Source organism: Nibrella viscosa (assembly GCF_039541875.1).
GTDB classification, from domain to species: domain Bacteria; phylum Bacteroidota; class Bacteroidia; order Cytophagales; family Spirosomataceae; genus Nibrella; species Nibrella viscosa.
This window is the reverse complement of sequence record NZ_BAABHB010000020.1, coordinates 52,308-77,400: the sequence shown is the minus strand read 5'-3', so window position 1 is coordinate 77,400 and position 25,093 is coordinate 52,308. Positions and strand designations below refer to the sequence as shown.

General features: G+C 52.9%; 23 protein-coding genes. 20 read left to right on the top strand and 3 right to left on the bottom strand.

Annotation, left to right across the window (positions count from 1 at the left end):
• Positions 1 to 323 precede the first annotated feature (323 nt).
• From ABD931_RS27890 to ABD931_RS27835, 12 genes are all read left to right on the top strand, one after another.
• The gene (locus ABD931_RS27890) at positions 324 to 749 is read left to right on the top strand and encodes a hypothetical protein (RefSeq protein ID WP_345271350.1); all 426 of its coding nucleotides are present in this window, start codon (positions 324 to 326) and stop codon (positions 747 to 749) included.
• 78 nt (positions 750 to 827) lie between these two features.
• The gene (locus ABD931_RS27885; protein WP_345271349.1) at positions 828 to 1,142 is read left to right on the top strand and encodes a helix-turn-helix domain-containing protein; all 315 of its coding nucleotides are present in this window, start codon (positions 828 to 830) and stop codon (positions 1,140 to 1,142) included.
• 13 nt (positions 1,143 to 1,155) lie between these two features.
• Positions 1,156 to 1,605 carry a hypothetical protein gene (locus ABD931_RS27880; protein ID WP_345271348.1) on the top strand — a complete coding sequence of 150 codons (450 nt, stop codon included), beginning with the start codon at positions 1,156 to 1,158 and terminating at the stop codon, positions 1,603 to 1,605.
• Positions 1,606 to 1,702: 97 nt separating this feature from the next.
• Positions 1,703 to 3,265: a hypothetical protein gene (locus tag ABD931_RS27875; protein ID WP_345271347.1), complete on the top strand. Its 1,563-nt coding sequence runs from the start codon at positions 1,703 to 1,705 to the stop codon at positions 3,263 to 3,265.
• A gap of 781 nt (positions 3,266 to 4,046) precedes the next feature.
• A complete protein-coding gene (locus tag ABD931_RS27870) occupies positions 4,047 to 6,233 on the top strand; it encodes a hypothetical protein (protein ID WP_345271346.1) in 2,187 nt (728 codons plus the stop codon).
• Between the two features lie 149 nt (positions 6,234 to 6,382).
• The gene (locus ABD931_RS27865) at positions 6,383 to 6,688 is read left to right on the top strand and encodes a DUF6804 family protein (RefSeq protein WP_345271345.1); all 306 of its coding nucleotides are present in this window, start codon (positions 6,383 to 6,385) and stop codon (positions 6,686 to 6,688) included.
• Entirely contained in the window at positions 6,685 to 7,881 is a 1,197-nt protein-coding gene (locus ABD931_RS27860) for a J domain-containing protein (RefSeq protein ID WP_345271344.1), read from the top strand. Before ABD931_RS27865 ends, ABD931_RS27860 begins: the two co-directional genes overlap by 4 nt.
• 289 nt (positions 7,882 to 8,170) lie before the next feature.
• The gene (locus ABD931_RS27855; protein ID WP_345271343.1) at positions 8,171 to 8,467 is read left to right on the top strand and encodes a hypothetical protein; all 297 of its coding nucleotides are present in this window, start codon (positions 8,171 to 8,173) and stop codon (positions 8,465 to 8,467) included.
• A 514-nt stretch (positions 8,468 to 8,981) separates the two neighbouring features.
• A complete protein-coding gene (locus ABD931_RS27850) occupies positions 8,982 to 9,254 on the top strand; it encodes a DUF8507 family protein (protein ID WP_345271342.1) in 273 nt (90 codons plus the stop codon).
• A 361-nt stretch (positions 9,255 to 9,615) separates the two neighbouring features.
• Positions 9,616 to 9,882 carry a DUF4143 domain-containing protein gene (locus ABD931_RS27845; protein WP_502258375.1) on the top strand — a complete coding sequence of 89 codons (267 nt, stop codon included), beginning with the start codon at positions 9,616 to 9,618 and terminating at the stop codon, positions 9,880 to 9,882.
• A gap of 162 nt (positions 9,883 to 10,044) precedes the next feature.
• The gene (locus ABD931_RS27840; protein ID WP_345271340.1) at positions 10,045 to 11,613 is read left to right on the top strand and encodes a sensor histidine kinase; all 1,569 of its coding nucleotides are present in this window, start codon (positions 10,045 to 10,047) and stop codon (positions 11,611 to 11,613) included.
• A gap of 19 nt (positions 11,614 to 11,632) precedes the next feature.
• Positions 11,633 to 12,625 carry a ThuA domain-containing protein gene (locus ABD931_RS27835; protein ID WP_370469364.1) on the top strand — a complete coding sequence of 331 codons (993 nt, stop codon included), beginning with the start codon at positions 11,633 to 11,635 and terminating at the stop codon, positions 12,623 to 12,625.
• A gap of 77 nt (positions 12,626 to 12,702) precedes the next feature.
• On the opposite strand, the gene ABD931_RS27830 is transcribed toward ABD931_RS27835, so the two are convergent.
• A complete protein-coding gene (locus ABD931_RS27830; RefSeq protein WP_345271339.1) occupies positions 12,703 to 13,557 on the bottom strand; it encodes a ThuA domain-containing protein in 855 nt (284 codons plus the stop codon).
• 179 nt (positions 13,558 to 13,736) lie between these two features.
• Here ABD931_RS27830 and ABD931_RS27825 point away from each other — a divergent pair, with 179 nt between their 5' ends.
• From ABD931_RS27825 to ABD931_RS27815, 3 genes are read left to right on the top strand one after another with little or no spacing between them, the layout of a single operon-like run.
• Positions 13,737 to 14,150, top strand: a complete 414-nt coding sequence (locus tag ABD931_RS27825) for an Xre family toxin-antitoxin system antitoxin (protein ID WP_345271338.1) — start codon at positions 13,737 to 13,739, stop codon at positions 14,148 to 14,150.
• Positions 14,151 to 14,158: 8 nt separating this feature from the next.
• Entirely contained in the window at positions 14,159 to 14,629 is a 471-nt protein-coding gene (locus ABD931_RS27820) for an RES family NAD+ phosphorylase (protein WP_345271337.1), read from the top strand.
• A 21-nt stretch (positions 14,630 to 14,650) separates the two neighbouring features.
• Positions 14,651 to 15,514 carry a 3-keto-disaccharide hydrolase gene (locus ABD931_RS27815; protein ID WP_345271335.1) on the top strand — a complete coding sequence of 288 codons (864 nt, stop codon included), beginning with the start codon at positions 14,651 to 14,653 and terminating at the stop codon, positions 15,512 to 15,514.
• Between the two features lie 26 nt (positions 15,515 to 15,540).
• Here ABD931_RS27815 and ABD931_RS27810 read toward each other — a convergent pair whose 3' ends face one another.
• A complete protein-coding gene (locus tag ABD931_RS27810; protein ID WP_345271334.1) occupies positions 15,541 to 16,935 on the bottom strand; it encodes a pyridoxal phosphate-dependent decarboxylase family protein in 1,395 nt (464 codons plus the stop codon).
• Positions 16,936 to 17,219: 284 nt separating this feature from the next.
• Positions 17,220 to 17,966 (bottom strand): NUDIX hydrolase, encoded by a 747-nt coding sequence (locus tag ABD931_RS27805; protein ID WP_345271333.1) that lies wholly within the window; start codon positions 17,964 to 17,966, stop codon positions 17,220 to 17,222.
• Between the two features lie 128 nt (positions 17,967 to 18,094).
• On the opposite strand from ABD931_RS27805, the gene ABD931_RS27800 reads away from it, so the two are divergent.
• The 5 genes from ABD931_RS27800 (at position 18,095) to ABD931_RS27780 (ending at position 25,092) form a co-directional block, all read left to right on the top strand.
• Positions 18,095 to 18,991 (top strand): sugar phosphate isomerase/epimerase family protein, encoded by an 897-nt coding sequence (locus ABD931_RS27800; protein WP_345271332.1) that lies wholly within the window; start codon positions 18,095 to 18,097, stop codon positions 18,989 to 18,991.
• Between the two features lie 166 nt (positions 18,992 to 19,157).
• Positions 19,158 to 20,117 carry a bestrophin family protein gene (locus tag ABD931_RS27795; protein ID WP_345271330.1) on the top strand — a complete coding sequence of 320 codons (960 nt, stop codon included), beginning with the start codon at positions 19,158 to 19,160 and terminating at the stop codon, positions 20,115 to 20,117.
• Between the two features lie 163 nt (positions 20,118 to 20,280).
• Positions 20,281 to 22,362, top strand: a complete 2,082-nt coding sequence (locus tag ABD931_RS27790; RefSeq protein ID WP_345271329.1) for a DNA/RNA non-specific endonuclease — start codon at positions 20,281 to 20,283, stop codon at positions 22,360 to 22,362.
• 44 nt (positions 22,363 to 22,406) lie between these two features.
• Positions 22,407 to 23,579 (top strand): S8 family peptidase, encoded by a 1,173-nt coding sequence (locus ABD931_RS27785; protein ID WP_345271328.1) that lies wholly within the window; start codon positions 22,407 to 22,409, stop codon positions 23,577 to 23,579.
• A gap of 1 nt (position 23,580) precedes the next feature.
• Complete coding sequence (locus ABD931_RS27780) at positions 23,581 to 25,092, top strand: metallophosphoesterase (protein WP_345271326.1); 1,512 nt, start codon at positions 23,581 to 23,583, stop codon at positions 25,090 to 25,092.
• Position 25,093: the final 1 nt, after the last annotated feature.

Below are 25,093 nucleotides of genomic sequence, written 5' to 3'. Positions count from 1 at the left end.
ATGGAGAAGTGGCAAAAGCCCTTAGCGAACTGGTCGTTGACGGTGCAGCAACTGGTCATTTTATTTGGAGACCGTGTGAAGCCTTACATGAAAATTTAAACCATGACACACTTCATTGAACATATCCTAAAAAAGAACTGACCTACCACCTATTTCTGATTAAAGATTTATGTTCTCAGGTAGATAAATTTTTAGCTTACGTAAATCTCGATAATGCAGACGAATTCTTAGAAGAGTGTAAAAAGCTACAAGAGTTAAAGTCTGATTTCGACGCACAACTTAAAGCTCTACACTTAAAATACTTAATACTGTTAGTGGGTGATGTGGCTACATTACAAGTTAATCTCGACGCCTTGTTGACTGTTTACTCTTATACCCTCTCTCCGCTCGACGAAATAGAATATCTGGTAGGTATACTTAAGGATAAAAAAGGCAGTACTAAAGAAGCTGAGAAAAATCAGCCAGAAGACAAGGAGAGTGCCATGGTGAGGGTTCTGTTAGCTCACCAGAGTGGTGTACTAACGGGTACCTTCCACCGTCTGCCTATAGAGAAGCAATATGATATTTTATCAATCCTATTAGGTAGAAGTCGGACAAATATAAAAAACGCTGTAACAGGACTTCTAAATAACTCCTCAAAGAGTCCATTAAATATGCCTGATGTGGTTGAGAAAGTAAATAATTTGATTACCGAGAAGGATTTAGGTTTGCCTTTAGTTGGGTCTAAAGATAGAAACGATAAAGTTTAGCAAAACTCGTAGCTACTACATACCTACTACACCCATTAAGGGCCATCAAATTTGCATAAACCAAAGCAAAACAGGTTTATGCTTCAATCTTATATTACAATCCCCTGTACTGTAGAGCAGTTGGCCCAACTACTTGACGAGCGGCTTGAAATTGCCCTCACCAAAAAATCGGCAGCCGAAAAGCCGGCTTCTCAACTGCCTGACTATGTAACGCGTAACGAACTTGCTAGGCTGGCCAGAGTGTCGTTAGTGACCCTCCACGAATGGAGCAAGGACACGGAAGACCGCAAGGCCATAATTAAGCCTATCCGGATTAATGGTCGGGTGCGCTACAAACGCGAGGATGTTCTCGCCCTGCTTGATAATTCTCCTAAGTATCGTCGTCAATCATAAGGAGAGCAGGACCATGAGCAAGAAGAGCAACTTTCCCCAGCCCTGCGTAATAGACTACGCGTACGACCCTGCTACCACCTGGCACCGCAAGGCGGCTACTATCTCCGACAACGGATGTCTGCCTGAAGAACTACGACTCGAAGCTACGTTCAAGCAAGAGTACGTTAACCGGGGTATCAGGACGCTGTGTACCGGCCGAAGTGAGAACCGGCAACGTAAATTCTACTCTGGCTTAAAGCCGTTGGCGTACGCAGGCTTATATGGCGGTGACGACTATGACCCCGTTGCCCGAATGAGCGTTGCTGAGGTAGTGTTTGTATGGCAGCCGGCCGACCTGGCAGGACCTATACGTATTCTTTACTTTTCCGGCTTCACTCCTAAGCCACGGCAGCGAAAGGCGTTCTACGCTGAGGTTTGGGCCTATCTCAGAACTCTGCCTCCTATAGCTCAACCTGAGCATTGATAGACCGTAACAGCCTCTAGCTGCCTGGCCGGGGGCTGTGTTCTCTTGCACCCTGAACAACACCCTGACAACTCCATTCCCCACAGTAGCAGACTATATGTTTGACCATGTAAAAATCGACGACCTGTATGTTTCGGCCGATTTTCTATTAGACGACCACCCACATTTAAAGTTCCTCTTGCCGGTTGATGAACAGACCGGCGAAGTTCCTCCGGAACACCGGACCGACACGTACCGCGGCATAACATTTACGCTCCGGCCTCAGCGTGGCTACAGAGGCCACAGACGATATAACGTCCAGATGAAAGGTAGCATCCACAAGGCTTCCAATGGTGGCTTACACAACGGAAATGACTTCACCGTGAGTGGCGTTGCGACCACCTTAGACGAGTTGGTACAAACCTTTAGAATTGACCCTTTCAATTCGCGGCTGAACAACGTTGAATTTGGCGTTAATGTGGTACTACCCTTTCCGGCTGATCGTGTCCTGAAGGCGTTAATTTGCTATAAAAACAAGCCGTTCAAACCCGAGGTGGAAGACGGTAAACAGTACTACCAGTGCAAGAGTCAACGCTACATCGTGAAGATCTATAACAAAGGGCTTCACTATGGCTTACCCGACGAGGTGTTGAGGTTTGAGATAAAGGTAATCCGCATGGAGCACTTAACGGCCAACGCCATAAAGCTGCATACACTCGCTGACTTGTTGTCGACTCACATCTATCCGGCTTTAGGGCAGATGTTGCGGGAGACCTTCGCAGACATTCTCTTTGACGAGCCCGACATCAACAAGACCTCCGTTCCGGCAGGCAAGGAGCGGGAACTATTACTTGAAGGCCGTCGACATCAACATTGGGCTTTGCCGAAGTTGACACCCGAGAACAGGAGAGAGTACGACAGGCACCACAAACAACTCTCACGCGAGGAGAAACGGTTCAGAGCCTTACTCCAGAAGTACCGGCCCGGCGAAGACTGGCAACAGCAAACCGCTGATCTGATCTCGGGAAAGTGGCAGCAGCTCACAGCTATCACTCCCGCGCTGCAAGCTGCTATAGACAGACGCGTGGAACACTGGAAAACCGTCCTATCGACCGACCCAAAATGTCCAAAATTAACCGGCTTGTTTCAGGGCGAAATGTCCAAAATTAACACTTTAAGTACAGGGTTATTTTTCGACACGTTGCCCCTGTCCCCCAACGTCGATATAAGTCGTGGAACATCCGGCGTTGAAGGCTCTACTTCCAGTACGTTAGCGGCTATGTCTGCTGCTGCTATTTCCTCTACTTCATCGACTGCTGCGGCTGCGGCCTCTGGCGTTCGTTGCTGCGTGGTGACTGGCTACGCCCTCAGCGAGAACCAACGTACGGGTACTAAGCTTGGTATAGTCACGTTGCGGGAGAAGTCGGACGTTCTGCAGGAGTTGGTATCTCGTCACAGCAAGGGCAGGCGTAAACGTAAACAGCACGACGAAGCCTATTATCAGGCTCATAACGTACGCAATGCACTGAGCAACCCGCGCAACCATTTACGCCGGCGTGTTCTTCGTGCTATCGAGCAGTCACCTTTGTTCAACCCCTGTGATGTTATCCGGCTGCGGCCGGAAGAACAGGAGATGCTACGGTACTACGAGGGTACGCCTTACGACCTGGGCATTTGCTGAGGCTGCGGCTGCCTTTCACTTGGCCCTCCATCAACGCAGACCGAATTGTCAAACGACAAAGCAGGAGAAAAAGAATTCTTTTTACCACCCATAATGGGACCCGCTGAACCAATCCCGAAACAGGCGGGGGGGTAAGTGGAAAGTTAAGGTTCACACCGGGGGCGGCCGAGTGGCAGACCCCACAGACACGCACGTACGACTTCCTCAAATCGAGGAGGTACTGACCCGGACCACCAAGGGGGCTTAAAGGATGTTTTCGGGTACCATTACAGGCGTGTTTCTGTTGAACACGACACCGTGACCAGGTGAGGGTTATTTTGTTGGGGGTGTCCTTCTCTCCACTTCTCCGGCCTCAACAGTCGGAAATATGAGAAATTCTGCTATATTACCTAAAACACAGCACGTTAACACTTTCACACTATAAGACATGGGCGCACGAGTGTTACAAATGCACAAATCGAACCCGTATAAGTCTCAGATTCAGGCCCGAACTGTACCGGCTTTCACTCCGTCAGACTTCATGCTCCACCAGGTAGCCGTTTTGCCTACTGTCGGCATACGGGTCCTATTGGCGTTGGCGGCTCGTCTACAGCCTGACGGGTCTGTAAATGCTCCTCTGACCGAGTTGGCTGAGGTTATCTGCACCAATGCCAGCTACGCCAACAAAGGGCTGTTAGCCTTGGCTCAAAAGGGCGTTATAACCAAACGCGCACCCGGTCAGTACTGGGTAAATCCGGAAGTGGTTAAGCCTGTAACAGCAACAATTTAACCTTTATCAACTATGGCTCTTTTCTCCACCGAGAAACAGCAATCCGCCTACGGTGTAGACCCACAGGTTTACCGTGGCAGCCTCCTCCTCCTCAGCCTCATGGGCTACAACAGGAGCGGGCAACCAAACACATGGGGTAAGATTTCGTCGTGGCTGCCCGGTTCGTCTCTGGCCATGGCCCGCGATGCCAGAAGCCTGGCCCTACACAATGGCGCGACCGATACAGCGAACGCCATCGAGCAGGATGCAGATATCCGGATGCAGAAGTTTAACACCCTCATAGGCGTGGGTCAGTCAGTCGCCGGGGCGGTAACGGGTAATGCCGGCTTGTTACAGGGTGGCCTACAGAACACCCTACAGAGCAGCGCCGGCCTGATCGCTGGGGCGAACAAACCCTCACCCTACCCACTACCCACGGTTCAGTACTTTGGTCAGGGTGGAGCTACAGCAGGGAACGCTGACAGGTTGCCGTACAAGGCAAACGACCGAACAGAGGACCTTGTGATGATTGACATCATGACGGGCAAGCCCTACGGTTTTATGCGCTATAATGAACGCATTTTTGACCAGCAGTCGAACAGCATCATGAAACGCATTATGAATTCAGTGAAGCCTGAGCAGGTCAAAAAGAAGGAACTCGGGGATCATGTGTACAACGAACTGTTGACGCATAAGGACCTGCGGGCAACGGCGGGCAGTACCGACACACAGCAGGGGACTAACCAACCGTATAACAGCTTGCCATTCGTGTTCCGTATGTTTGCTGGTGGCGGGGAGGCCAACCCCGACGATGAGATAAAGGCACTCCTGGCGCAACTGGATAAGATGGAGCAGCGGCAGTTGAGCTATGAAGAATCCAAACGGCTAAAGATAGATCCAACGGCTTTACGCGACTACCAAACCCGTCTTAGTCAGGCTAAGATGATTCTTCGGTCTACCGGTGTAGGTGGTTCCAGGTCTTTATTAGGAGAGACAACGAGGAGCAGGATAGCCAAGGCTCGGACGTTGATTCAGGAGGCCGGCACTATTTACCCAACCATCGACAAGTCAAGGAATACGCTCATACCGCCAACGCCGGCAGGAGTCGAGAAGTCAGCAGCGCGACTCGGTGTTCCGACTACGGCCAGCCTTTACCCGTCGGTCGCTCAGACGGTCGCCAACTATCAGGCCGGCAACCCCTCATCGGTCTACCCTCCTGCACCAGGTAACACACCAGTCCAGACGGCAAATGCAATGGCTTTTTTGCAGTCGAGGCCTAGTTTACCTGCTATGCTTGCCGGTTCCGTCAACGGGCAACCTGCGGGTGGGGCGCGTCCACTCTATCCAGGACCGCGACCAACGCCTAAACGTACGGCTCCTGTTCCGACTCCGCCAACATACGGGATTCCCGGGCTTCGTGTAGACAACCGCCGACCTGTCGAGGATGGTCTGTTTATGCCGAATAGCCCGGTACCTCCGCCGATGCCTACAGGACCGAGTGATGAGATTGGGATGCTCTATGAATACTCAACCGGAAAATCTACGCAGGTGCCCATCGAGCCCGCCGGCACACCTCCACCAGCAGAACCTTCTAAGGCTGCGGTAGGCCTTCGTACGCTGGGTGAAAATGGCTTTGATTTAGGTCGAGTCCTGACGGGGGCTATCATTGCGGGCAAGCCTTCCAAACCGTACAGTTTACCCTTCTCATACCTCAACTACAGACGTCAAATTGAGCAGCGGCAAAATACCGGCCTTTCACCCAATGAACTTGCAGCCGGTCAGAACGCGATTGCCAACAACTACAGAGCAGGCGTCCAGAACCTGACAAACTTTGCGGGCGGTTCACCAGGTGTTGCCCTTGCTGGTTTGGCTCGTCTCCAGCAACAGAGATCGGCTGAGCAGGTCCACCTCCAGGCGGCCGACAATGCCGCTCGTCAACGGAACTTCGCGCAGTACGGCAATGTCGTCCAGCAGGATCTAGCGATCAGTCAATCCGAGTACATGAACCAGCAGGCCCGCGACGCCCAACGGCAGCAGGCAGGACTGAATTTATCGGCTGCGGGAATCCAGAACATTGAGAATCGTAGGCTGCACGAAATGCAGTATGGGCCAAATTCTCTCTACCAAAAGTTGATGACCAGCTATATCCGACAGTCCGATGAGGCAACAGAAACGATGAAGAAACAGCGTGAGGCCATCATGAAGAAGGCAGTCGAGTAGGTCTTAGGTCAGGTCAGTTTTGGCGGCTACGGTGGGTTTATGACCTACTGTAGCCGTTTTTGTTTTCCGTAAGGAAATTGCCGTTTGCTCAAAAGTATTTCACAGAATCGAGTAATTTGTCATATTTCCGTGTTCTAAACCCTCATTTTATGAAATACCTCTACTGGGGCTGTGTTGTCCTTCTCATTCTGGCCTTGGGTCGTCAGTCATCCGGCTATTATACCTTTCTGCGTATTGCTGTATTCATTGGTGCGTTGGTTGCAGCAAAAGAAGTTTACACGCCTGAGGTCAAAATATTTACGTACATCTTTCTGCTAATTGCCATTCTGTTTAACCCTATTCTTCCGGTCTATCTCTACAGCAAGGGAGCCTGGGTACCAATCGATCTTATGGCCGCCGGGGTTTTTGCTATTAAGGCTTACTTAACGGAGGACAAAAACGCGACTGTAGAATGAAAGACTATTATTCTATTCTTGGTGTAAGTCGTACAGCTACGGACCAGGAGATAAAACAGGCCTACCGCAAACTAGCTACTAAATTTCACCCTGACAAAAACGACGGTGATCCGTTTTGGGAGGAACGGTTTAAAGACATCCAGGAGGCATACTCTACGTTAAATGACCAGGCAAAACGGAGGCAGTTCGACGCCAGATATACCAACGGTCACACAACGAATGGTCAGTCGAGCAACACCCACAACAACACAGGTAGATCCTCAAATGAGAATCCCTATGTTGGACCACCTATCATTAAGGACTTTAAATATTCTTCCAGAATAGCCGTGATTGGGGAGAAAATCACCCTCACTTGGGAAGTACTTTATGCTGACAAAGTGGAGATTTCAAATTTAGGTGTTGTGGCTCTGAAAGGCAGCAAAGACATAGTGATCACGAAGCCCGTAATGGAGAAGTATATTTCCATACGGCTACTTGCTACAAACACCAGGACAAAACAGACTGCTGAAAAAACGGTACAGTTGGAGAACAAACTGTATACGGACTTCGAAGCAAAGTTTAAAGCCGACAATAAACAGGCTGACTCAAAAAACGGCAGCGCAAATACAAGTAATGCCAGTGCCAATACAAAACAAACTTCCACGCCGGTTCGAACAAGTTCCCAAAGGGACTTGCTCTTCGTAGCAGGTATTATACTCCTGGCTGTATTCTTTGGCGTAATAAGTGGTATAAATAAGCCTTCAGAATCAACCCAATCATATGATACAACCTCAGCCTATTCGGTCGCAACTCCTAACAGTGAAAATACTTTAAATGTGGCTAGGACTCAACATACACTTCTAACAGGAGTGGGTCTTGATACTTTAACAAAGGCGGCTGCTGGCGTCTGTACAAGTGATGGTTTGGTTAACGTCACAAATAAATCGTCCAAAACCGTGATTCTGCACCTCACTTGGGTTGTAAGTGACGGACGCGGTGGATATCGCTGGAAGAAGTGGCAAGATGAATGGATTTGGACTTTCGAGCCTAACGGTATGGGCTACCTATCCGATAACCGAAATGCGCCGTTAAAAGCTGGTGGGTATAGATATTATATTACAAACAAAAATGGTAGGCCTTTGGCTGGAAGTGCAAAGGCTCCATTTTATAGTTCAACCTGCGACCGAGTAGAGGGTATTTATATCAGTGACTAACCGAAAGTGTCTGGGCTACTAAACAGGTTTTGGAATTATCCGATGGTGCACTCTTTTTTATGCTCATTAACTTGCCTTCGTTCGTGTGAACTGCTATGTTTGATGTGCGTATTAGTCATCATTGTTTCAACTCCAAACAAGTAGAGCTCATTCCCGAATAAGACGTTAAACGACATTGGCCGGCATAGGGTGAAAGTCCTGACTCTTTCGCTGTTGCTCTACGCAATGGTGACTAGTACGCAGTGACCGGCCAACATACTTTTCACCTTTAAACATATCTATAACACAAATGAACTCTACCGTAACAGATTCGCCGGTCTCCGCCTACATAATGGAGCCGGCTATGCATCAGCAGGTCATAGACCTGGCTTACTCCGAGGACGAGCGATTTAACGGATTCTGGTTCCGACGCCTGGCACTGGTGGACTTCTACCACAAACTCAAAGCCGAAGGCAAGGAGCATCAGGAGGCATTGGACTTAGCCTGGTCCGCCATTCGCTACATCGACCTGGACGAGGATGGCAAACCGTTTTTAAACGTAGACCGCATTCCGTATTCAGTTGGCGTTAAACGTTTAAAACGTTGATTTGTGGGGTATACTTTGAAAGAAAGGGTAGCTTGATGGGCTACCCTTTTAGTTTGGAATGGATTGACCACACCGACACGAGGTCATGACGTAAATCCAGTTTAAACGCCTTTATCTTTGCGAAAAGCTAAAAAATTAGGCCGGGGGAACCACCCGCCCGGCCATGACCAAACCAAGTACCATCCCTGATACCCGATTCACAACAAAGGTAGAAAATCCGTCACCTACCTGTATAGCTGCACTCTATAATTTTCGGTTCCGTCACCTATTCCGTCACCTCTTTATGAAGTGCATTGTAACTTGCTGATAATCAACAAAGGTTTTAATCCAAACGGGATCGCATTTCAGCAAGGTTAATCAGGTGGCACTTTCAAAGCAACTGGTTAACCTTTTTTGTTTATCGTTCGGTTAAGCCTCCCGGCTAACCGTGCAGGGATGCTACCAATAGAAACACAGAACCGAGTAATTCGCGTCAGTTTTCTTAAATTTGTGTACGAGTAAATGTCAATCTGCTATGGTCGCTTCGCAACGATTAACAAATGCCCAACTGGCTTTGCTGGAACCGTTTAGCTTTGAGATAAGCGAAGCCGAGTTGCTCGCTATGCGCCAAACGCTGATGCAGTACTTTCGGGCGCGGCTTGAAGAAGGAGCTGAAAAGGCCATGCTACAAAAAGGACTGACTACCGTGCAACTCGAAGATCAAATGAAATTTGATAACCGCACCGAGCAGCTTCGCCAAATCCGGCGGTCCGCCGACGCGGTCATGCCAGACCAAGCCGATCTGTGAAAGTAGTTAATGGCCTGCTTCAGTCGGTGCCCCGCGACGGCTCCTATCGCTGGCTCTACGACGCCTTCGCAGCCGGGGAGTATAGATAGTCAGCAATGAGATTCTGCTTGAATATGCTGAGATGACGGCGTTTTTCTTCAGTCCAGTTGCGGCCGAACTGGTCACCTCGCTTTTACTGGCCGCACCCAATCATATCCGACAAGAGCCGTATTTCAGATTTGGGCAAATCCACGATGACCCCGACGACCGTAGCGACGGACCGTAACAAATTCGTAGACTGTGCCATAAAATTTACTTCTACGACAACGGTATCCGCAATGCCGTACTGGCCGATTTTAAACCCCTCAACCTACGGGCCGACGTGGGAGCACTCTGGGAGAACTTTCTGGTCAGCGAACGGCAGAAATACCTGCATTACCACCAGCAATGGGTTCGGACTATCTTCTGGCGCACCTACCAGCAGGGGATCGATTACATAGAAGAAAGCGACGGGAGTTTCCGGGCCTTTGAGTTCAAGTGGAATCCCAACGCCAAAGCCCGTTTTTCGCAGACGTTCCTCCAAAGCTATTCGCCCGCGCAAACGGATATTCTGCACGGCGACAACTTTGAACCGTTTGTGGGTATATAGCTGGTTAAAGAAACAGGATTCTGGCAGGAAAATAGAATTAATAATTCCATTGTCGGCAAAAGTAGCTCTTTGTTGCTTTTTACGCAGATCAGGCGCAATATTGTAACATAACCGATTTTGGGTGGTACTCCCTACCGGTGCTGCCCGTAAGCAACAGTGCCTATGCCCTTAACCGCTCTTGACCCCGCTCAGGTGCTCTCCTACATTCAGGAAGGGGCCATGACGGCTATTCTGTATTGCGAACCGATTTTCCAGGACGAGCAGGTGATCGACTTCCAGTATGTCTGGGGAAATCAGAAAGCATCGGAGTATTCGGGCTTACTACCCGGGCAGCTCCGGCAGTCGACCATGCTGGAGATTTTCCCGAACATCCGGACCTCCGGTATTTTCAGCCGGTATGTGCAGGCCTGGGAGCAGAACCAGCCCCAGCGCTTTGAGCGGGAGTACGTCATGAACGACCGGGTCTGGTGGCTCGATGTCTCAGTAATCCGGCAGGGCAAGGGCATCGTCATTACCGCCCTGGATATTACGGCTTCCAAGGAAATTCGCCGGCAACTGCAACAGCAGACGGCCGTGCTGCAAACCATTGTCGATTATTGCCCCAGCGGTCTGATGCTGCTGGATGCTGTGCGGAACCCCGCCGGCGACATCATCGATTTTCGCTATATGCTCACCAATCCGGCCAACGCGCAGGTAACGGGTCTGTCGGTAGAGCAGATGACGGGCCGGCTGTTGCTGGATCTGTTTCCCGGTTCGTATTCAGAAGGAATGTTTCAGCGTATTGTCGAGGTTACAGAGACGGGTGAGATTCAGCAGTTTGAACACCACTACCAGGGCGATGACATGGATGTATGGATCAACGCCACGATTGTGAAGATCAACGACAACCAGACGCTGTTTACCTTTCAGGATATTACTACCCTGAAACAGCAGCAGCTTGCCCTTCGGGAGCAGGCGCAACTGGTAGCCGCCAGCAATCAGGAGCTTAAAAAATCAAACGAAGATCTGGAGCGCTTTGCCTACGTGGCCTCCCATGATATGAAAGCCCCGCTGCGTAAGATCAAGGCCTTTGCCGACATCCTGCGCCATCAGCAGCAGGAGCAGTGGGACGAGCGGACGCTGGATTTTATCGACCGAATCCAGAAATCCGCTGCGCAACTCATGGGCCTGGTTGACGGGTTATTGCAATTTTCGATAGTCTCCAACTGGGAAACCTCGTTCCTGGTGGTGTCGCTGGAGGAGATAATGGCAGAGGTGCTTACCCATTTGCAATTGCCCATTGACGAAACCGGTGCCACCATTACCTGGCAGAACCTGCCCCGGATCATCGGCAATCCGATACTGCTGAGCGAACTGTTTCAGAACCTGATTGCCAATGCGCTGAAATACCGACACCCCGACCGCCGGCCTGTGATCAGCATTTCGGGTGAGCAGATCACCGGAGCCGAACTACCGGACCGATTAAATGCGGTTAGCGACCCGAATGGTCCGGCGGTCTGGTGGCAGATTACCGTGGCCGATAACGGCATTGGCTTTGATATGAAGTATCAGGACGAGATTTTTCATCCCTTTCGGCGGCTGCATACGCAACGCGATTACGAGGGGATAGGAATTGGCCTGGCCACTGTCAAGCGCATTACCGAGAAACACCGTGGCTATATCACGGTGCAGAGCCGGCCCGGTGCGGGAACCTCGTTTTATTTGTACCTTAAAGAGTATTTGATTGTCTGACCCTTAACTCCCTTATCGTATGCGTTGCCTTTACCTACTGCTGATCGGCTGTTTGCTGATGGCCGTTCCCCAAAGTTTCGCCCAGACCCGAAAAGCTGGTTCGGCGGCCAAAAAAATCAGGACACTCATTGTCGACGGCCAGAATAACCATGAGATGTGGCCCAAGATCACCTACATGATGAAAAAGGACCTGGAGGAAACCGGTAAGTTCACAGTCGATGTGAAGCGTACCTATTACACCTGGAACGGCGACAAGTATCTGGATAAATACCCCATCAGCGAAGTGGCCGGTACGCAGAATCTGCCCAAGCCCCGCATGGATTCCAGCTTTCACCCGAACTTCTCCGACTATGATCTGGTGATTTGCAATTTCGGCTGGAATGCCGCGCCCTGGTCCGATGCCACCCAGGCCGATTTCGAGCAGTTTATCAGCAAAGGCGGGGGGCTGGTGGTGGTCCATGCCGCCAATAACTCGTTTCCGCTCTGGCCCGCCTACAACAAAATGATCGGTTTGGGTGGCTGGGGAGACCGTTCTGAGAAAGACGGACCCTATGTGTATTACGATCAGGAGGGCAAACTGGTGCGGGATACCCAGCCGGGTCGCGCTGGTTCGCACGGTGCCCAGCGCGAATTTCTGATCACGGTCCGGAACACCAAACACCCCATTACCAAGGGGATGCCCACCAAATGGCTGCACGCCCAGGATGAGCTGTATGACCGGCTGCGCGGCCCCGCCGAAAACATGGAGGTGCTGGCTACGGCCTTCTCGCCCAAAGACAACCGGGGCACCGACCGCCACGAGCCTATGCTGATGACGATCAACTACGGCAAAGGCCGGATATTCCATATTGCGCTGGGCCATGCCGATTATTCGGTCGAATGTGTCGGCTTTATCACCTGCCTGCAACGGGGCTCTCAATGGGCGGCAACCGGTAAAGTAGATATTCCCATACCTGCCGATTTTCCGACCGAGACCGCCGTTAGCCGCCGACCGTTCGACAACAAGCAATAGGGTCTAACTTAGGTGAGTCGTGAAAAAAGAAGCGACCTTAAGGCCTGGATGGGGAAGTAACGAAGCATAGCAGCTCTTTACTTCTGGTCCAGATTTTTCTGTAGATCGTCGGGCGTAACCGTGGAAACCACCCCGCCCGGTGGCACATCTAACCGGCAAATCCACCGGAAGGCGTTCAGCACCAGCTTTCGCAGGTCATTGTTCGCCCAATTCTGGTGGAAATGCAGGGCGGTATTGCCGAAACTCCGCCCACCATCTGGCCGCTCATACACCCATACCACGGTTTCCGGCCGACCGGGAAAATTCCGGCTGGCGGGTGTGTTGCGTAAGGAGTCAGGAGGGGTGGCCGCCAGAATCGTTTTTACCGCGGGACGGAACCGCAGAAAGAAGTAACATTCGTCGTACACCTGAAAAGGCTTTACACCCTGCGTGATCGGATGAGCCGGAACAGCGCGGAAGTCGGAGGTCCAGAAGCCGTGTACCGAATAGTTGTCTTCTTTGAATCCGCCCAGGATGTTGAGCAGGGGATCTCCATTACCGGCGGGCAGGGTTACCGCGTAGTGCAGAGCTGCAATGCCAGCCCCCCGTCCGGCCGCCTGTAGCAGTTGGCGCTTATAGTCGGGCCTGAGTACCAGATGGCCGTCTTTTCCATCCATAAACAACACTATACCGTCGGCATTGGGCACCAGTGTGGTATCGGTGGGCCAGCCGTTCAGGCTCACCGTGACGGCCAAGTCGGGCGATTTTGCCAGCCACTGCTGAATCAGCAAAGCGCCGGCATTGTATTCATGCTCACCCGCCTTGTGGCTTGGTGTTCCGGCAATAACCAGCAACCGCTTTTTAGCCGATTGGCCCTGAGTAATTGTGGGAATGATTAACCCTGCCAATAATGCCGGAGCGGATAAGGCGAGTCGAAGAAGCATTCGTGTCATACCTGTAAGAAGTAGAACTATCAGGAAATCTTTAGTGGAGCGGCTGAAACAATTTTAGCTGCTCATGCGGGCGGGGGTACTCCTAAAACTGACTAAGACTGCAACTACATTGTAGTGAGTAATTGGAATGGTGAATTATGTCACTTACCTTTATGACTTAAGTCCTATTCATTAAAAACATGGCAACGGCAAATGCTACGGCCGGTATGTCCGGTCGCTTTTCTCCCCTGGCAGTCGTGCAATCTTCCCGGCAGGGGATGCTTCGGGCGCAGGTCGATGAGGTAGCTGCTTTGGTCGGTTTAACCGACAAAGAAATGGCTTTTGCCCTCAATATGACCCCTCGTAATTTGCACCGGTTAAAAGACGACCAGCGCTTCGGCGTTGATACGTCTGAACGGCTGCTATTGTTGAGGAATTTGCTTTTGCACGCGTTAGATACCTTTGAGGGGCGGAAGTCAACGGTTTTGGGGTGGCTCAGAACACCGATTCGGGAACTGGGCAACCAGGCTCCGCTCCAACTGCTCGATACGGTGACGGGTTTTGGTTTGGTTGACGATGTGCTTGGACGCTTAGATTATGGGCTACCCGCCTGAGTGCTCCTATGCCCAGGCTGTACCGCATTATTCGCGACAAGTATCGACAGGAGCCCTTATCAGTGGTTGGTAGTCAGCTTTTCGGCGGGCGCTGGAACCCAAAGGGTGTTGGTGTCCTGTACGCTACCTCAACCCCTGAACTGGGTTTGGTAGAAACATTGGCGCACGCGCCGGCCGTCCGCTACGAGGAATTGCCGACCTATTGGGTGTTTTCGCTGGAGGTGCCTGATGACATTCGGTACTATAAGCGGGAGGAGATGCCAGACTATTGGCAGGATGATACCTACGAGCAAACGCAAGGCTGGCTCCACGACTGGTTAACCGTGCCGGATTCGCTGAGTGTGGCAGTCCCGTCGGTTTTGGTGCCTTTGTCGTATAATGTTATTCTTCATCCAGCCCACCGCCTGTTTGAGCAAATCAGGATCACAGGCCAGGAAATTCAACCGGTATACCGGCGACTCTGGCGTCCGGCAGACTAAGCAGGAAATTCTATTAACCCGATGAAAACACAACCCTACTCCCGGCTCCAACTGCTCTCGCTAAGCCTGTTGCTGCTGTTCACAGCCTACACCACCCGGCCAGACAAGGCGCAACGCGGCTGGATCGATCTGTTCAACGGCAAGGATTTAACCGGGTGGTCCGTTAAGATCACGGGGCATCCGCTGAACGACAATTTCGGCAATACCTTTCGGGTGGAGGACGGCAGGATGGTGGTGCGCTACGATCAGTACAATACCTTCGATGAGCAGTTTGGTCATATCTTTTACAACCAGCCGTTTTCGGCCTACCTGCTGGTGCTCGAATACCGCTTTGTGGGCGAGCAGGCGAATGGGGGTCCGGGCTGGGCCATTCGGAACAGCGGGGCTATGCTGCACGGGCAGGACCCGAAAACGATGGGCGTAAAGCAGGACTTCCCCATTTCGCTGGAAATGCAACTGCTCGGCGGTAACGGCAAACAGGAGCGGCATACCGCTAACCTGTGTACGCCCGGTACCAACGTGGTGCTCGACGGTAAACTGTTTACGCCCCACTGCGTCGAATCAAAATCCAAAACCTACCACGGCGACCAATGGGTTCGGGCCGAAGCGCTGGTGCTGGGCGATTCGCTGGTGAAGCATATTGTGGAGGGAGATACGGTGTTGAGCTATACCAAACCGCAGATCGGGGGCGGTAACGTGAGTAATTATGATCCGGCGCAGAAAGAAAATGGCCGACCGATACCGTCAGGGTTTATCTCGCTGCAAAGCGAAAGCCACCCCATTGAGTTCCGGCGTGTTGCCTTATTTGATCTGGCCCCGTATAGGAACGACACCCGGCGGTTAAACGCTGTGCTGCGGCAGTTACAGACCCGAAGCAAACCGTAACCTTCCCGGTTAGGGAGCCGGAACGGTTACGTCGTTATCAGCCGGATTAATTGGTTTAGCAGGCTATCGATATCGGCGCGGGTGGTTTTGAAGTTGGTGACGCACATCCGGAACACTTTCTCACCCCGCAGCGTCACCGACGAAATCCAGGCATCGCCTTCGGCGTAGAGTCTGGCCAATACGTCATCGACCGAAAGGGCACCCGTTCGGATATGGGTGTGGGTGAAGTTGACCACCGGCAGGGGTGTTTCGTTGACGATATCCCAGCCGGCCTGTGCCAGCCGTTCGCGGAAGTACTCCCCTAAACCGGCCTGGTACTCGATCATGCGGGCAATCTGCTCTTCGCCCAGTTCGGCCAGGGCCATGAACAGCTTAAGGCCGATAAAGCGCCTGGACCACTGCATCGTGCTCAGGTACGGCACCGTCACATCGTCTTCGCTGGGGGGCATATAATCGGCGCGGACGGTAAACGCCCGGGCGTTGCCGGCGGCATGGCGGGTGAAAAACATACCGGCACCCATAGTCAGGTTGAACCACTTATGGGCGTCGACCGTCACCGAGTCGGCGAGTTCAATACCGGCGAGGGCAGTCCGGAGCGTGTCGGAGAACACGGCGGCTCCGGCCCAGGCGGCATCGACGTGGAACCACAGGTCATATTGCCGGCAGAGATCGGCAATGGCATCCAGGGGATCAATGGTTCCGGTAGCCGTAATGCCGGCCGTACCCACAACCATAAACGGCAGCCGGCCGGCGTCCTGATCCTGCTTGATCAGAATACGCAGGGCATTGACATCCATCTGCAGGGAATCATTTACGGGTACGATCCGCAGCGCATCTAAGCCCAGGCCGGTATGCTTAACAATTTTATCGAACGAGTTATGGGCCAGTTCAGAGGCATACACAATGGGGCGTTGGGTCAGGGCCCAGAGGCCGTCTTCCAGCGTTTCAGGAAAGCGATGCGCCAGGGCTACCAGCACCGCCGAGTGGTTGGCTTCGGAGCCACCGGCGGTAAAATTGCAGGCGAGGGTGTCGGGCGGCAGCCCCAGTTTACCCGCTATAAACCGCAGCGTATGCCGTTCAATCTCATTGGCGGCCGGGGCGTGTGACCAGGCAGCCATTTGCGGGTTATACACAGCCGCGAGCGCTTCGGCGATGACGGCCGTGAGCAGGGGAGCCGGATTATACAACCCAAAGTAGCGCGGGTGCGTAATCTGCACATTCCAGTTACGCATCATATACTGCACCTCCTCAAATACCCGCTCCGCATCCATCGGCCGGCTAAAGTCAAAGGACTGCAAATGGGTCCGGATCTGACCGGCGGTAACCTGGGGCACCACCGCCGTAGGACTTTCATAAAAAGAAATGATTTCGTCGGTCAGGCGCTCCAGCAGAGTAGTTGATGAGGTGGGAAGATTAAACATGAGCGAAACAGGTTTGGCTGCGCGGCAAATTATACAAATAAAAACACCAAGCCATGCCAGCCTGGTGTTTTTGATTATAAGTACTGAAAATACAACGTTTCCTGCCGATGGCGTTGGTCCGTAAACGGACATCCCAGTATTGTGCCAAACGTTTTGTTCTGCGCCGTCATTTTTACAAAATACGCCAGTTGTTGCTGACCCATGGCCGGGTTGTGTGGTTCCCGCTGAGCCACTGCCGCCATTCGTCGCGATTGATCACGTACAGGGGGGCTCGGTTATTTCCATTACTGCCAGGGTTTAAAGCGGTAAAGGTACGGTGCCTTATGGGCTTTGCCGGTTCGTTTTTTATCGACCCGTTCCAGCACCTTCAGGCTGAGCATTTTACGCTGAAAGTTGGTGCGCAGCAGCTTTTGGTCCAGTATGGTTTCGTAGAGCCGCTGGAGATCGGCCATTGTGAAGGTATCGGGCAGGAGCGGAGCCGCCCGCCGGCCAAAACCCGCCGGGTTATGCTCCAGCAGGGTGCGCAGCGTGTCCAGCGCCTTCCGGACAATCTGACCGTGGTCGAGCAGAAGGGGGGGCATAGTCTGAACGTCGTACCAGTCGATGGAGTCAGACAGGTAATCCGGACTTGGGATCACATCCAGAAAATCGACCAGGGCGTAATAGCCAACCGATACGTACCGCCGGATAAACCAGTGGTCGGCGGGCAGTTGAAACCCCTGCGCTTCTATAATGGTCTTGTTGAAGAGGTGGTTCTGCCGCTCTTTCTGGCCGAACACGTAAAACTGCTCCAGGTAAATATCCGTCAGGCCGGTTCGCTCCCGCAAGACCCGCCCGGCAGCTTCGTCGATGCTTTCTTCTTTGTGGACAAAGCCGCCTGGCAGCGCCAGGGCATCCACATTACGGTATTTCAGCAACAGCACCTTCAGTTCATGATCGTGAAAACCGAAGATTACGCAATCCAGCGAAAGGCTGGGCAGCCATTCGTTTTCCTGGTTCAGAAAGGTTTCTAATTGAGTGTAAGGAGTCATGATGGATTAAAATCTTGCTAAAAATAAAGAAGGATTTGGAGTAATCCAGTAAAATGTTGAATATTGTATCATTGTGATACAATACCTGTACTGCATTTACCTAACCGATCGATCAACACCAACATTGTATGTCTGTCTCCCAAAAAATGTCACGGCAGGACTTCCTGCGCCGGGCCGGTGCGTTGGCCGTTACGGCTCCGCTGCTCAGCAACCTTGACGCCTTCGGCAAAGCTCCGCAGAAAGTAGGCCTTCAGCTGTATACCCTCCGCAGCGAGCTTGCCAAAGACCTGGAAGGTACCCTGAAGCAGGTGGCCGGCATCGGCTACAAAGAAGTTGAAACATTCGGCTACGGCGACGGTAAGTTTTTTGGCAAAACGCCAAAAGAATTTAAAGCGCTGCTGGACAGCCTGGGGCTCACCGCCGTGAGCGGCCATTATATGCTGGGCGTGGCTATGCCCAACGCCAAAGGCACCATTAAAAACGGTTGGGAACAGGCCGTGGCCGATGCCAGTACGATGGGCATGAAGTACATGAACTGTGCCTTTCTGTTCCCCAACGAGCGTAAGTCGCTGGACGATTACAGGAACTACGCCCAGCTGTTCAATCAGGCGGGCGAAGCTACCCGGAAGGCGGGTATTCAGTTTGGCTACCACAACCACGACTTTGAATTTCAGCCCCTCGACGGGCAGGTGCCGTACGATATTCTCCTGAAAAGCACCGACCCCAAACTGGTAAAGATGGAACTGGACCTGTACTGGGTGGCGTTTGCCGGCAAAGATCCCGTTGAGCTATTTAAGCAGAATCCCGGCCGCTTCCCGCTGGTTCACCTGAAAGACATGGCGAAGACCGAAAAGCGTGAGTTTGCCGAAGTCGGTTCGGGCTCGATCGATTTTCAGCGCATTATGGATGCCCAAAAAATAGCCGGCATTCAGCATTATTTTGTGGAGCAGGATGCCGTCACGAAGGGCACCCCGCTGGAGGCTATCGCCATCAGCTACCAGAATGTAATGAAACTGAACGTATAGGTCGGAATAGACTCACCGGCAGGCATAAAAAATGGCCCGTGGTTTACCTGCGGGCCATTTTTTATGCCTGCCGGAAAAGGCAAATGGCCCGGCAGCCCGCTAAGGTCCGATAGCCCTGGTAAACCATTCGAAGTAACCACCGGTTAACAGGAATAAACATTACCCCATGCTGGTAAGAAGAAATCTGTCGCTGAGCGTGATTTTCCACTACACCTGGAAAAGCATGACCTACTACCTCCTCCTGGCCATTACCGTCTACCTGCTCCATGACTACTTCGGCGTGTGGAGTCTGCACATGTCTTTTACCACCATTTCGGCGCTGAGTACGGCCCTGGCCATTTTTCTCGGTTTTAAAACGAGCAATGCCTACGAGCGCTGGTGGGAAGCCCGGAAAATATGGGGACTGCTGGTCAACTACAGCCGGGCCTGGACCCGGGAGGTGATCACTATGATTATTCCGGCAACCCCACCGGATGCGCCGGCGGTAAAAGAACTTCAGTACCGCCTGGTGTACCGGCATATTGCGTTTGTACACGCCCTGCGGGTATTCCTGCGCAAACAGCATGTTTACAATCAACTGGGTGTTGAAGAGATCTACGAAGAGCCCAATGAGTATTCAGATACCCGGGATTTTCTTTCGCCGGACGAATACGAAGTTTATACGCACAAAAACAATCCCCCTAATTACCTGCTCGAATTGCAGGGAGAAGACCTGCGAACAGCCTATGAACAGGGCTGGCTATCTGACTACCGCTTTGTGCGGCTGGAAGAAACCCTGATCGAGTTCAATAACATCCAGGGGCGCAGCGAACGCATTAAAAATACACCGTTTCCCCGGCAGTTTAGTTTTTTCTCACGGGTATTTGTGTTTATTCACGCGTCGCTGCTGCCGTTTGTGTTTGTGGAGGAACTCCGCTGGGCCAGCATCCCGATTTCTTTGCTGATCTCCTTCGTGTTCCTGTGCCTGGACCTGATCGGTGAGCGTTCGGAAGACCCGTTTGAAAACCGGATTGAAGATGTACCAATGACGGCCCTTAGCCTCACCATTGAAACGAACCTGAAAGAACAATGGGGCGACCCCAACTTTCCGGCCCGGAAAAACGCCCCAGGGGGTATTGTGCTATAAGGCTACCGCTAAATAAAACGTTTGACTATTCTGAAAAAAAACAGCATAACTTAAAGCGCTGTTGCCGGAGATTTATTTCTCTATTCCAGATACTTACTTATACAAATGCGTACTCATCTTCAGAAAGATGACCTGGATTTGTTAGATTATAAAATTAGCATATATGAAAAGTATAGAGGAACGAATACGTCTGGCCGTAAGAAAAGTAGAAACATCGGATAAGCAATTAGCTAAGGAGTTTGAGAAGATACGCCGTACGGAAAGTGCGAAGGAAGAAGCCCGTAGTATGTCGGCCTTACTGGAGTCGGCGGTGATGGGGCCGGTACCGCTTAAACCGGGTATTGGCCTCGAAACCATAGTGCTTCGGCTGGGCCGGCCGGTGCTGTCGGTCCTGATGGATAGAGCCGTGCTGCAGTTCGGCGATGTAGAGAGTGAAGTCTGGCGGGAACGGCTGGAGAAAGCCGACGAACTGCTCACGAGCGCCATCCGATCCGTTGGCCGGATTGAACTGACTAATCATACCTTTTTTGACTGGGTTGGCACCGGCTGGCTCGTAGCGGACGATGTTGTGGTCACCAACCGGCACGTTGCCGAGCTATTTGGCCGCCATGAGAACTCGAAGTTTGTGTTCCGCCAGGGCCGGGGTGGTCGTACCATTTCGGCTACCATTGATTTTCTGGAGGAGTTCAGTCGGACCGACGATCTCACCTTCAGCGTGGAAAGTATACTCCATATTGAGCCGGAAAACGGCCCGGATATTGCCTTTCTGCGGGTAAAAGTAGAGGCCGGCCGGCAACTGGCCGAGCCTATTATGCTGGAGACGGACCGCATCACCGGTACACCCGATGTGGCCGTGATTGGCTATCCGGCCCGCGACAGCCGCATACCGGATCAGCAGTTGATGGTCGATATCTTCGGGGATGTTTTTGACAAAAAGCGACTGGCCCCCGGTCAGATTACGGGCCTTACCACCGAAGCGCTGCTGCATGACTGCTCCACGCTGGGGGGCAACTCAGGCTCCGTTGTGCTGGATATGCAAACCGGCCGGGCGCTGGGCCTGCACTTTGCCGGTCGTTTTCTGGACAGCAATTTTGCCGTCTCCGCCGAACTAATCAGCGACCGGTTGAAAAAATTTACGAAACAGCCGGTTCCCTCACCTTCGGGTAATAAAGACCAGGGATCATTTAACGGCATCCATCCGTCTACCCATATGATTAACATACCAGCCGGCGCCGGCCAGCCAGGGCAGCATACTATCCAATTCACTATTCCGGTCCAGATCAGCGTAACCATCGGCAATCCCGTTCAGAGTCCGGTGGCACCATCCGGGGGCAGCTCCTCTGCCGGCCGGCAGACCGGGGTTGCGGAGGAGGAGGACTTCATCGAAGAGGAAGCCCGACCCGCCGACTACGTCAACCGCCCTGGTTATGTGCCGGATTTTCTGGGTGCCAATGCCGAAGTGCCGCTGCCGGAGCCTGGCGATCAGCTCCGCGAGGATGTGCTTACCTTTACCGGCTTAGGCGGACAGACCGAGTACATTCTGAAATACCAGCACTTCTCGGTGGTGATGAGCCGCAGCCGGCGAATGTGTCTGTTCAGTGCGGTCAATATAGACGGCAAAACCTCGGCGAAGCGGAAGCGGGTAGGCTGGCGGCTTGATCCGCGCATACCAACCAACGCACAGATCAGGAATGAGTGCTACGGAGACCCGCCTAAATTTAGCCGGGGGCATATGACCCGCCGGGAAGATCCCGTTTGGGGTAGCGCCGATGCCGCCAGTACCGGCAACGCCGACTCTATGCACGTGACCAATGCCGTGCCACAAATGCAGCCCTTCAACGCCGGTATCTGGCTGGGTCTGGAAGACTATGCCCTGGACCATGCGCGGGAAGACGACATGCGGATCTCGGTCTTCACGGGTCCTGTATTCCGGGAGGATGATCCGGTTCGCTTCGGTGTCCGGATACCCCGCACATTCTGGAAAATCATCGCGTTCATTCATGACCATACGCAGCAGCTCAGCGCCACGGGCTACACCATGTCGCAGGAGGCTTTTCTGCGCGAGGAGGAGTTCGTGTTTGGTCAGCACCGGACCGCGCAGGTTCCCATCGCCGGCATTGAGGCCTTAACCGATCTGTCTTTTGGCCGGCTTACCGAAGCTGATCCCCTCAACAGGCAGCAGGAGGCTCCGCAGCCCGACCTGACAAGCCTCAGCCAGATCCGGTTCATCAGCCGGAATTCATAACGATAGTACAGCCTATTTATCCATAACCCTATATCCTTATTGCCATGAAAGAGCCCCATATTATCCTCCGGAGCCTTAGCGCTGTCACCCGTGATCCTTTTTTAGGCCCCATGTCAACCCCCAGCGGACCCGCTGGTATTGTGGTGGAGGTAGAAGACATTGAGCGCAGCAAGGTGGGGTCGGTTACCCAGCATGCCGATGTGCTGGCCATCGCACCTTCCATGCCGATGAAGCTGATTGAGCCTTTAGACGCTGAAGACGCGCCTGAACCTCTGGCGCAGAATACCACCTGGGGCGTAAAAGCCGTTGGAGCCGATACCTCGCCTTTTACCGGTAACGGTATTGTAGTGGCGGTACTCGACACGGGCATTGATGCCAGTCACCCGGCTTTTGCCGGCATGACCATTGAGCAGAAAGACTTTACGGGCGAGGGGAACGGCGATCAGAACGGGCATGGTACCCACTGCGCCGGTACAATTTTTGGGCGTGATGTGAACAATACCCGGTTTGGTGTTGCTCAGGGTGTACAGAAAGCCCTGATCGGTAAAGTACTCGGCAACCAGGGCGGTTCAAGCGAACAGATCGTCAGCGCCATTCAGTGGGCGGTGCAGGGTGGTGCCAACGTGATTTCGATGTCGCTGGGTATCGATTTTCCGGGGTTTCAGCAGCGGCTGCAGAACGCCGGTCTGCCGCCGGCCCTGGCTACCTCGCGGGCGCTGGAAGGCTACCGGGCCAATGTGCAGCTCTTTGAAAAACTGGCTGCGCTGGTGCGGGCAATGGGTAACTTTTCGCAAACGACGATCATTGTGGCAGCTGCCGGAAACGAGAGCCAGCGCAACGTAAATCCTAACTTTGAAATCGCGGTTAGTCCGCCTGCCGTTGCCGACGGCATCATTTCGGTAGCTGCCCTGGGGCAGGTGGGTACCACGTTTCGGGTTGCTCCCTTCTCCAATACCGGGGCAAATATTTCAGGACCCGGCGTCGGTATTCTGTCGGCCAAAACAGGAGGTGGCTTTCTCTCGCTGAGTGGAACCAGTATGGCGACTCCTCACGTAGCCGGGGTAGCAGCCCTCTGGGCCGAACGCATTAGAAGTTTCGGCTTTCTGAACCCCTTTGCCTTAACCGCGCAGTTGGTTGGCTCGGGCGTGACAACGGGTATGCAGGCCGGCTTTGATCCCTTCGATGTAGGTACCGGTATGGTTCGGGCTCCGCAATGATATGAGAAAAAGCCTGTCTATAGCCGCAGATCACCTGCCGCAGTATGATGAATTGTATGTGATCTCGGACCTTCATCTGGGTGGGAGGAACGGGTTCCAGATTTTCAACGCAGCGGCTGAGTTGGGGCATCTGGCCGATGTAGTGTGTAGTCGCGCCAAAGACAAGCAGGTTGCGCTGCTCATTAACGGCGATCTGGTCGACTTTCTGGCCGAAAAACCCGCCCTGGCCTTTGATCCGCACGGGGCCGTCGACAAGCTGGAGCGCATTGTGGGCGACCCGGCTTTTGCCCCGGTCTGGAAAGCCCTGCAGAAAATAGCCGCTACCAAAAACCGGTGGCTGATCATTAATCTGGGTAATCATGACCTGGAACTGGCTCTGCCGTGGGTGCGGGCCCGGCTGCTTGACCTACTGGCCGGGCGCGACGAAAAGGCCAGGGGGCGGATCATGCTTACCTTTGAGGGTGCCGGATTTCTGTGTCGCGTAGGTAAGGCAGAGGTGCTTTGCGTACACGGCAATGAGGTGGACACCTGGAATGTGACAGACTACGAGAGGCTCCGGCGCATTGGTCGGGACATGGTGCAGAGCCGCCCCGTTGATAGCTGGACACCCAATGCCGGTTCTCAGCTGGTGGTGGAGGTCATGAACGATATAAAAGAAACGTATCCGTTTGTGGACCTGCTGAAACCTGAGATGCAGGCGGTGATTCCGACCCTACTGGCCCTGGACCCCAATCAACGGATAAAAGTAAAGGCGATTGCGGCAACCCTTACCCGCCGTATCGTTGACAAAGCCAGGCGAATCACCGGTTTCCTGAGTGCAGAGGGTCAGGCGGAAATTGAACAGCAGGTTTTACCGCCCGACCTGCTGACCACTACCCAGCCCGATGAGCTGACCGGAGTAGCCAGACGGGGCGGCACTGCGTACAAAGAAGCCTTGCTGAAAGCCGCCGAAGCGCAGTTCCTACAGGGCGTAGACCCCTTGTCGCTGGTACCCGCCGACGCCAGGGGCGAATACCTGGGCCTTTCTGATGCGCTTATAAGCCTGGTTTCCGGCTCTGAGCCCCACGAAGTGTTGCGCCGGGCGCTGGAAAAACTTCAGCATGATCGGAGTTTTGATCTGACCGATGATGACACGACCTTCCGAGACCTTGACGAACTGATTGGCAACGGCCCCGACTTTCTGATTGCGGGGCATACACACCTCCGGCGGGCGTTACCCCGGCGAAAAGGGCGGGGGTGGTATTTCAACAGCGGTACCTGGGTTCGCCTGATCAGGCTGGACGCCAACGTGCTGAAGGATGCCGACGAATTTAAGAACGTCTTCGATGTATTTGGTGCCAGGGATATGCAAAAGCTGGATGATTTTCCCAATCTGGTACAGCGGCAGCTAACAGTTGTGGTTATTTGGGCGGACGGAGAACGGACGCATGGCGAATTACAGGAAGTACAAAAAACTACGTCGGAAACATACCAGCTCGTTTCTGTTGAAAAGAGTCGTTTCACCAGGCATTAAC

What these genes read in the sequence shown, in the direction of transcription:
- ABD931_RS27810 (WP_345271334.1), bottom strand. Translation starts at nt 16,935, where the DNA reads ATGTTTAATCTTCCCACCTCATCAACTACTCTGCTGGAGCGCCTGACC.
- ABD931_RS27790 (WP_345271329.1), top strand. Translation starts at nt 20,281, where the DNA reads ATGAAAAGTATAGAGGAACGAATACGTCTGGCCGTAAGAAAAGTAGAA.
- ABD931_RS27885 (WP_345271349.1), top strand. Translation starts at nt 828, where the DNA reads ATGCTTCAATCTTATATTACAATCCCCTGTACTGTAGAGCAGTTGGCC.
- ABD931_RS27825 (WP_345271338.1), top strand. Translation starts at nt 13,737, where the DNA reads ATGGCAACGGCAAATGCTACGGCCGGTATGTCCGGTCGCTTTTCTCCC.
- ABD931_RS27785 (WP_345271328.1), top strand. Translation starts at nt 22,407, where the DNA reads ATGAAAGAGCCCCATATTATCCTCCGGAGCCTTAGCGCTGTCACCCGT.
- ABD931_RS27880 (WP_345271348.1), top strand. Translation starts at nt 1,156, where the DNA reads ATGAGCAAGAAGAGCAACTTTCCCCAGCCCTGCGTAATAGACTACGCG.
- ABD931_RS27835 (WP_370469364.1), top strand. Translation starts at nt 11,633, where the DNA reads ATGCGTTGCCTTTACCTACTGCTGATCGGCTGTTTGCTGATGGCCGTT.
- ABD931_RS27830 (WP_345271339.1), bottom strand. Translation starts at nt 13,557, where the DNA reads ATGACACGAATGCTTCTTCGACTCGCCTTATCCGCTCCGGCATTATTG.
- ABD931_RS27850 (WP_345271342.1), top strand. Translation starts at nt 8,982, where the DNA reads ATGGTCGCTTCGCAACGATTAACAAATGCCCAACTGGCTTTGCTGGAA.
- ABD931_RS27820 (WP_345271337.1), top strand. Translation starts at nt 14,159, where the DNA reads ATGCCCAGGCTGTACCGCATTATTCGCGACAAGTATCGACAGGAGCCC.
- ABD931_RS27865 (WP_345271345.1), top strand. Translation starts at nt 6,383, where the DNA reads ATGAAATACCTCTACTGGGGCTGTGTTGTCCTTCTCATTCTGGCCTTG.
- ABD931_RS27815 (WP_345271335.1), top strand. Translation starts at nt 14,651, where the DNA reads ATGAAAACACAACCCTACTCCCGGCTCCAACTGCTCTCGCTAAGCCTG.
- ABD931_RS27840 (WP_345271340.1), top strand. Translation starts at nt 10,045, where the DNA reads ATGCCCTTAACCGCTCTTGACCCCGCTCAGGTGCTCTCCTACATTCAG.
- ABD931_RS27795 (WP_345271330.1), top strand. Translation starts at nt 19,158, where the DNA reads ATGCTGGTAAGAAGAAATCTGTCGCTGAGCGTGATTTTCCACTACACC.
- ABD931_RS27780 (WP_345271326.1), top strand. Translation starts at nt 23,581, where the DNA reads ATGAGAAAAAGCCTGTCTATAGCCGCAGATCACCTGCCGCAGTATGAT.
- ABD931_RS27805 (WP_345271333.1), bottom strand. Translation starts at nt 17,966, where the DNA reads ATGACTCCTTACACTCAATTAGAAACCTTTCTGAACCAGGAAAACGAA.
- ABD931_RS27870 (WP_345271346.1), top strand. Translation starts at nt 4,047, where the DNA reads ATGGCTCTTTTCTCCACCGAGAAACAGCAATCCGCCTACGGTGTAGAC.
- ABD931_RS27860 (WP_345271344.1), top strand. Translation starts at nt 6,685, where the DNA reads ATGAAAGACTATTATTCTATTCTTGGTGTAAGTCGTACAGCTACGGAC.
- ABD931_RS27875 (WP_345271347.1), top strand. Translation starts at nt 1,703, where the DNA reads ATGTTTGACCATGTAAAAATCGACGACCTGTATGTTTCGGCCGATTTT.
- ABD931_RS27855 (WP_345271343.1), top strand. Translation starts at nt 8,171, where the DNA reads ATGAACTCTACCGTAACAGATTCGCCGGTCTCCGCCTACATAATGGAG.
- ABD931_RS27800 (WP_345271332.1), top strand. Translation starts at nt 18,095, where the DNA reads ATGTCTGTCTCCCAAAAAATGTCACGGCAGGACTTCCTGCGCCGGGCC.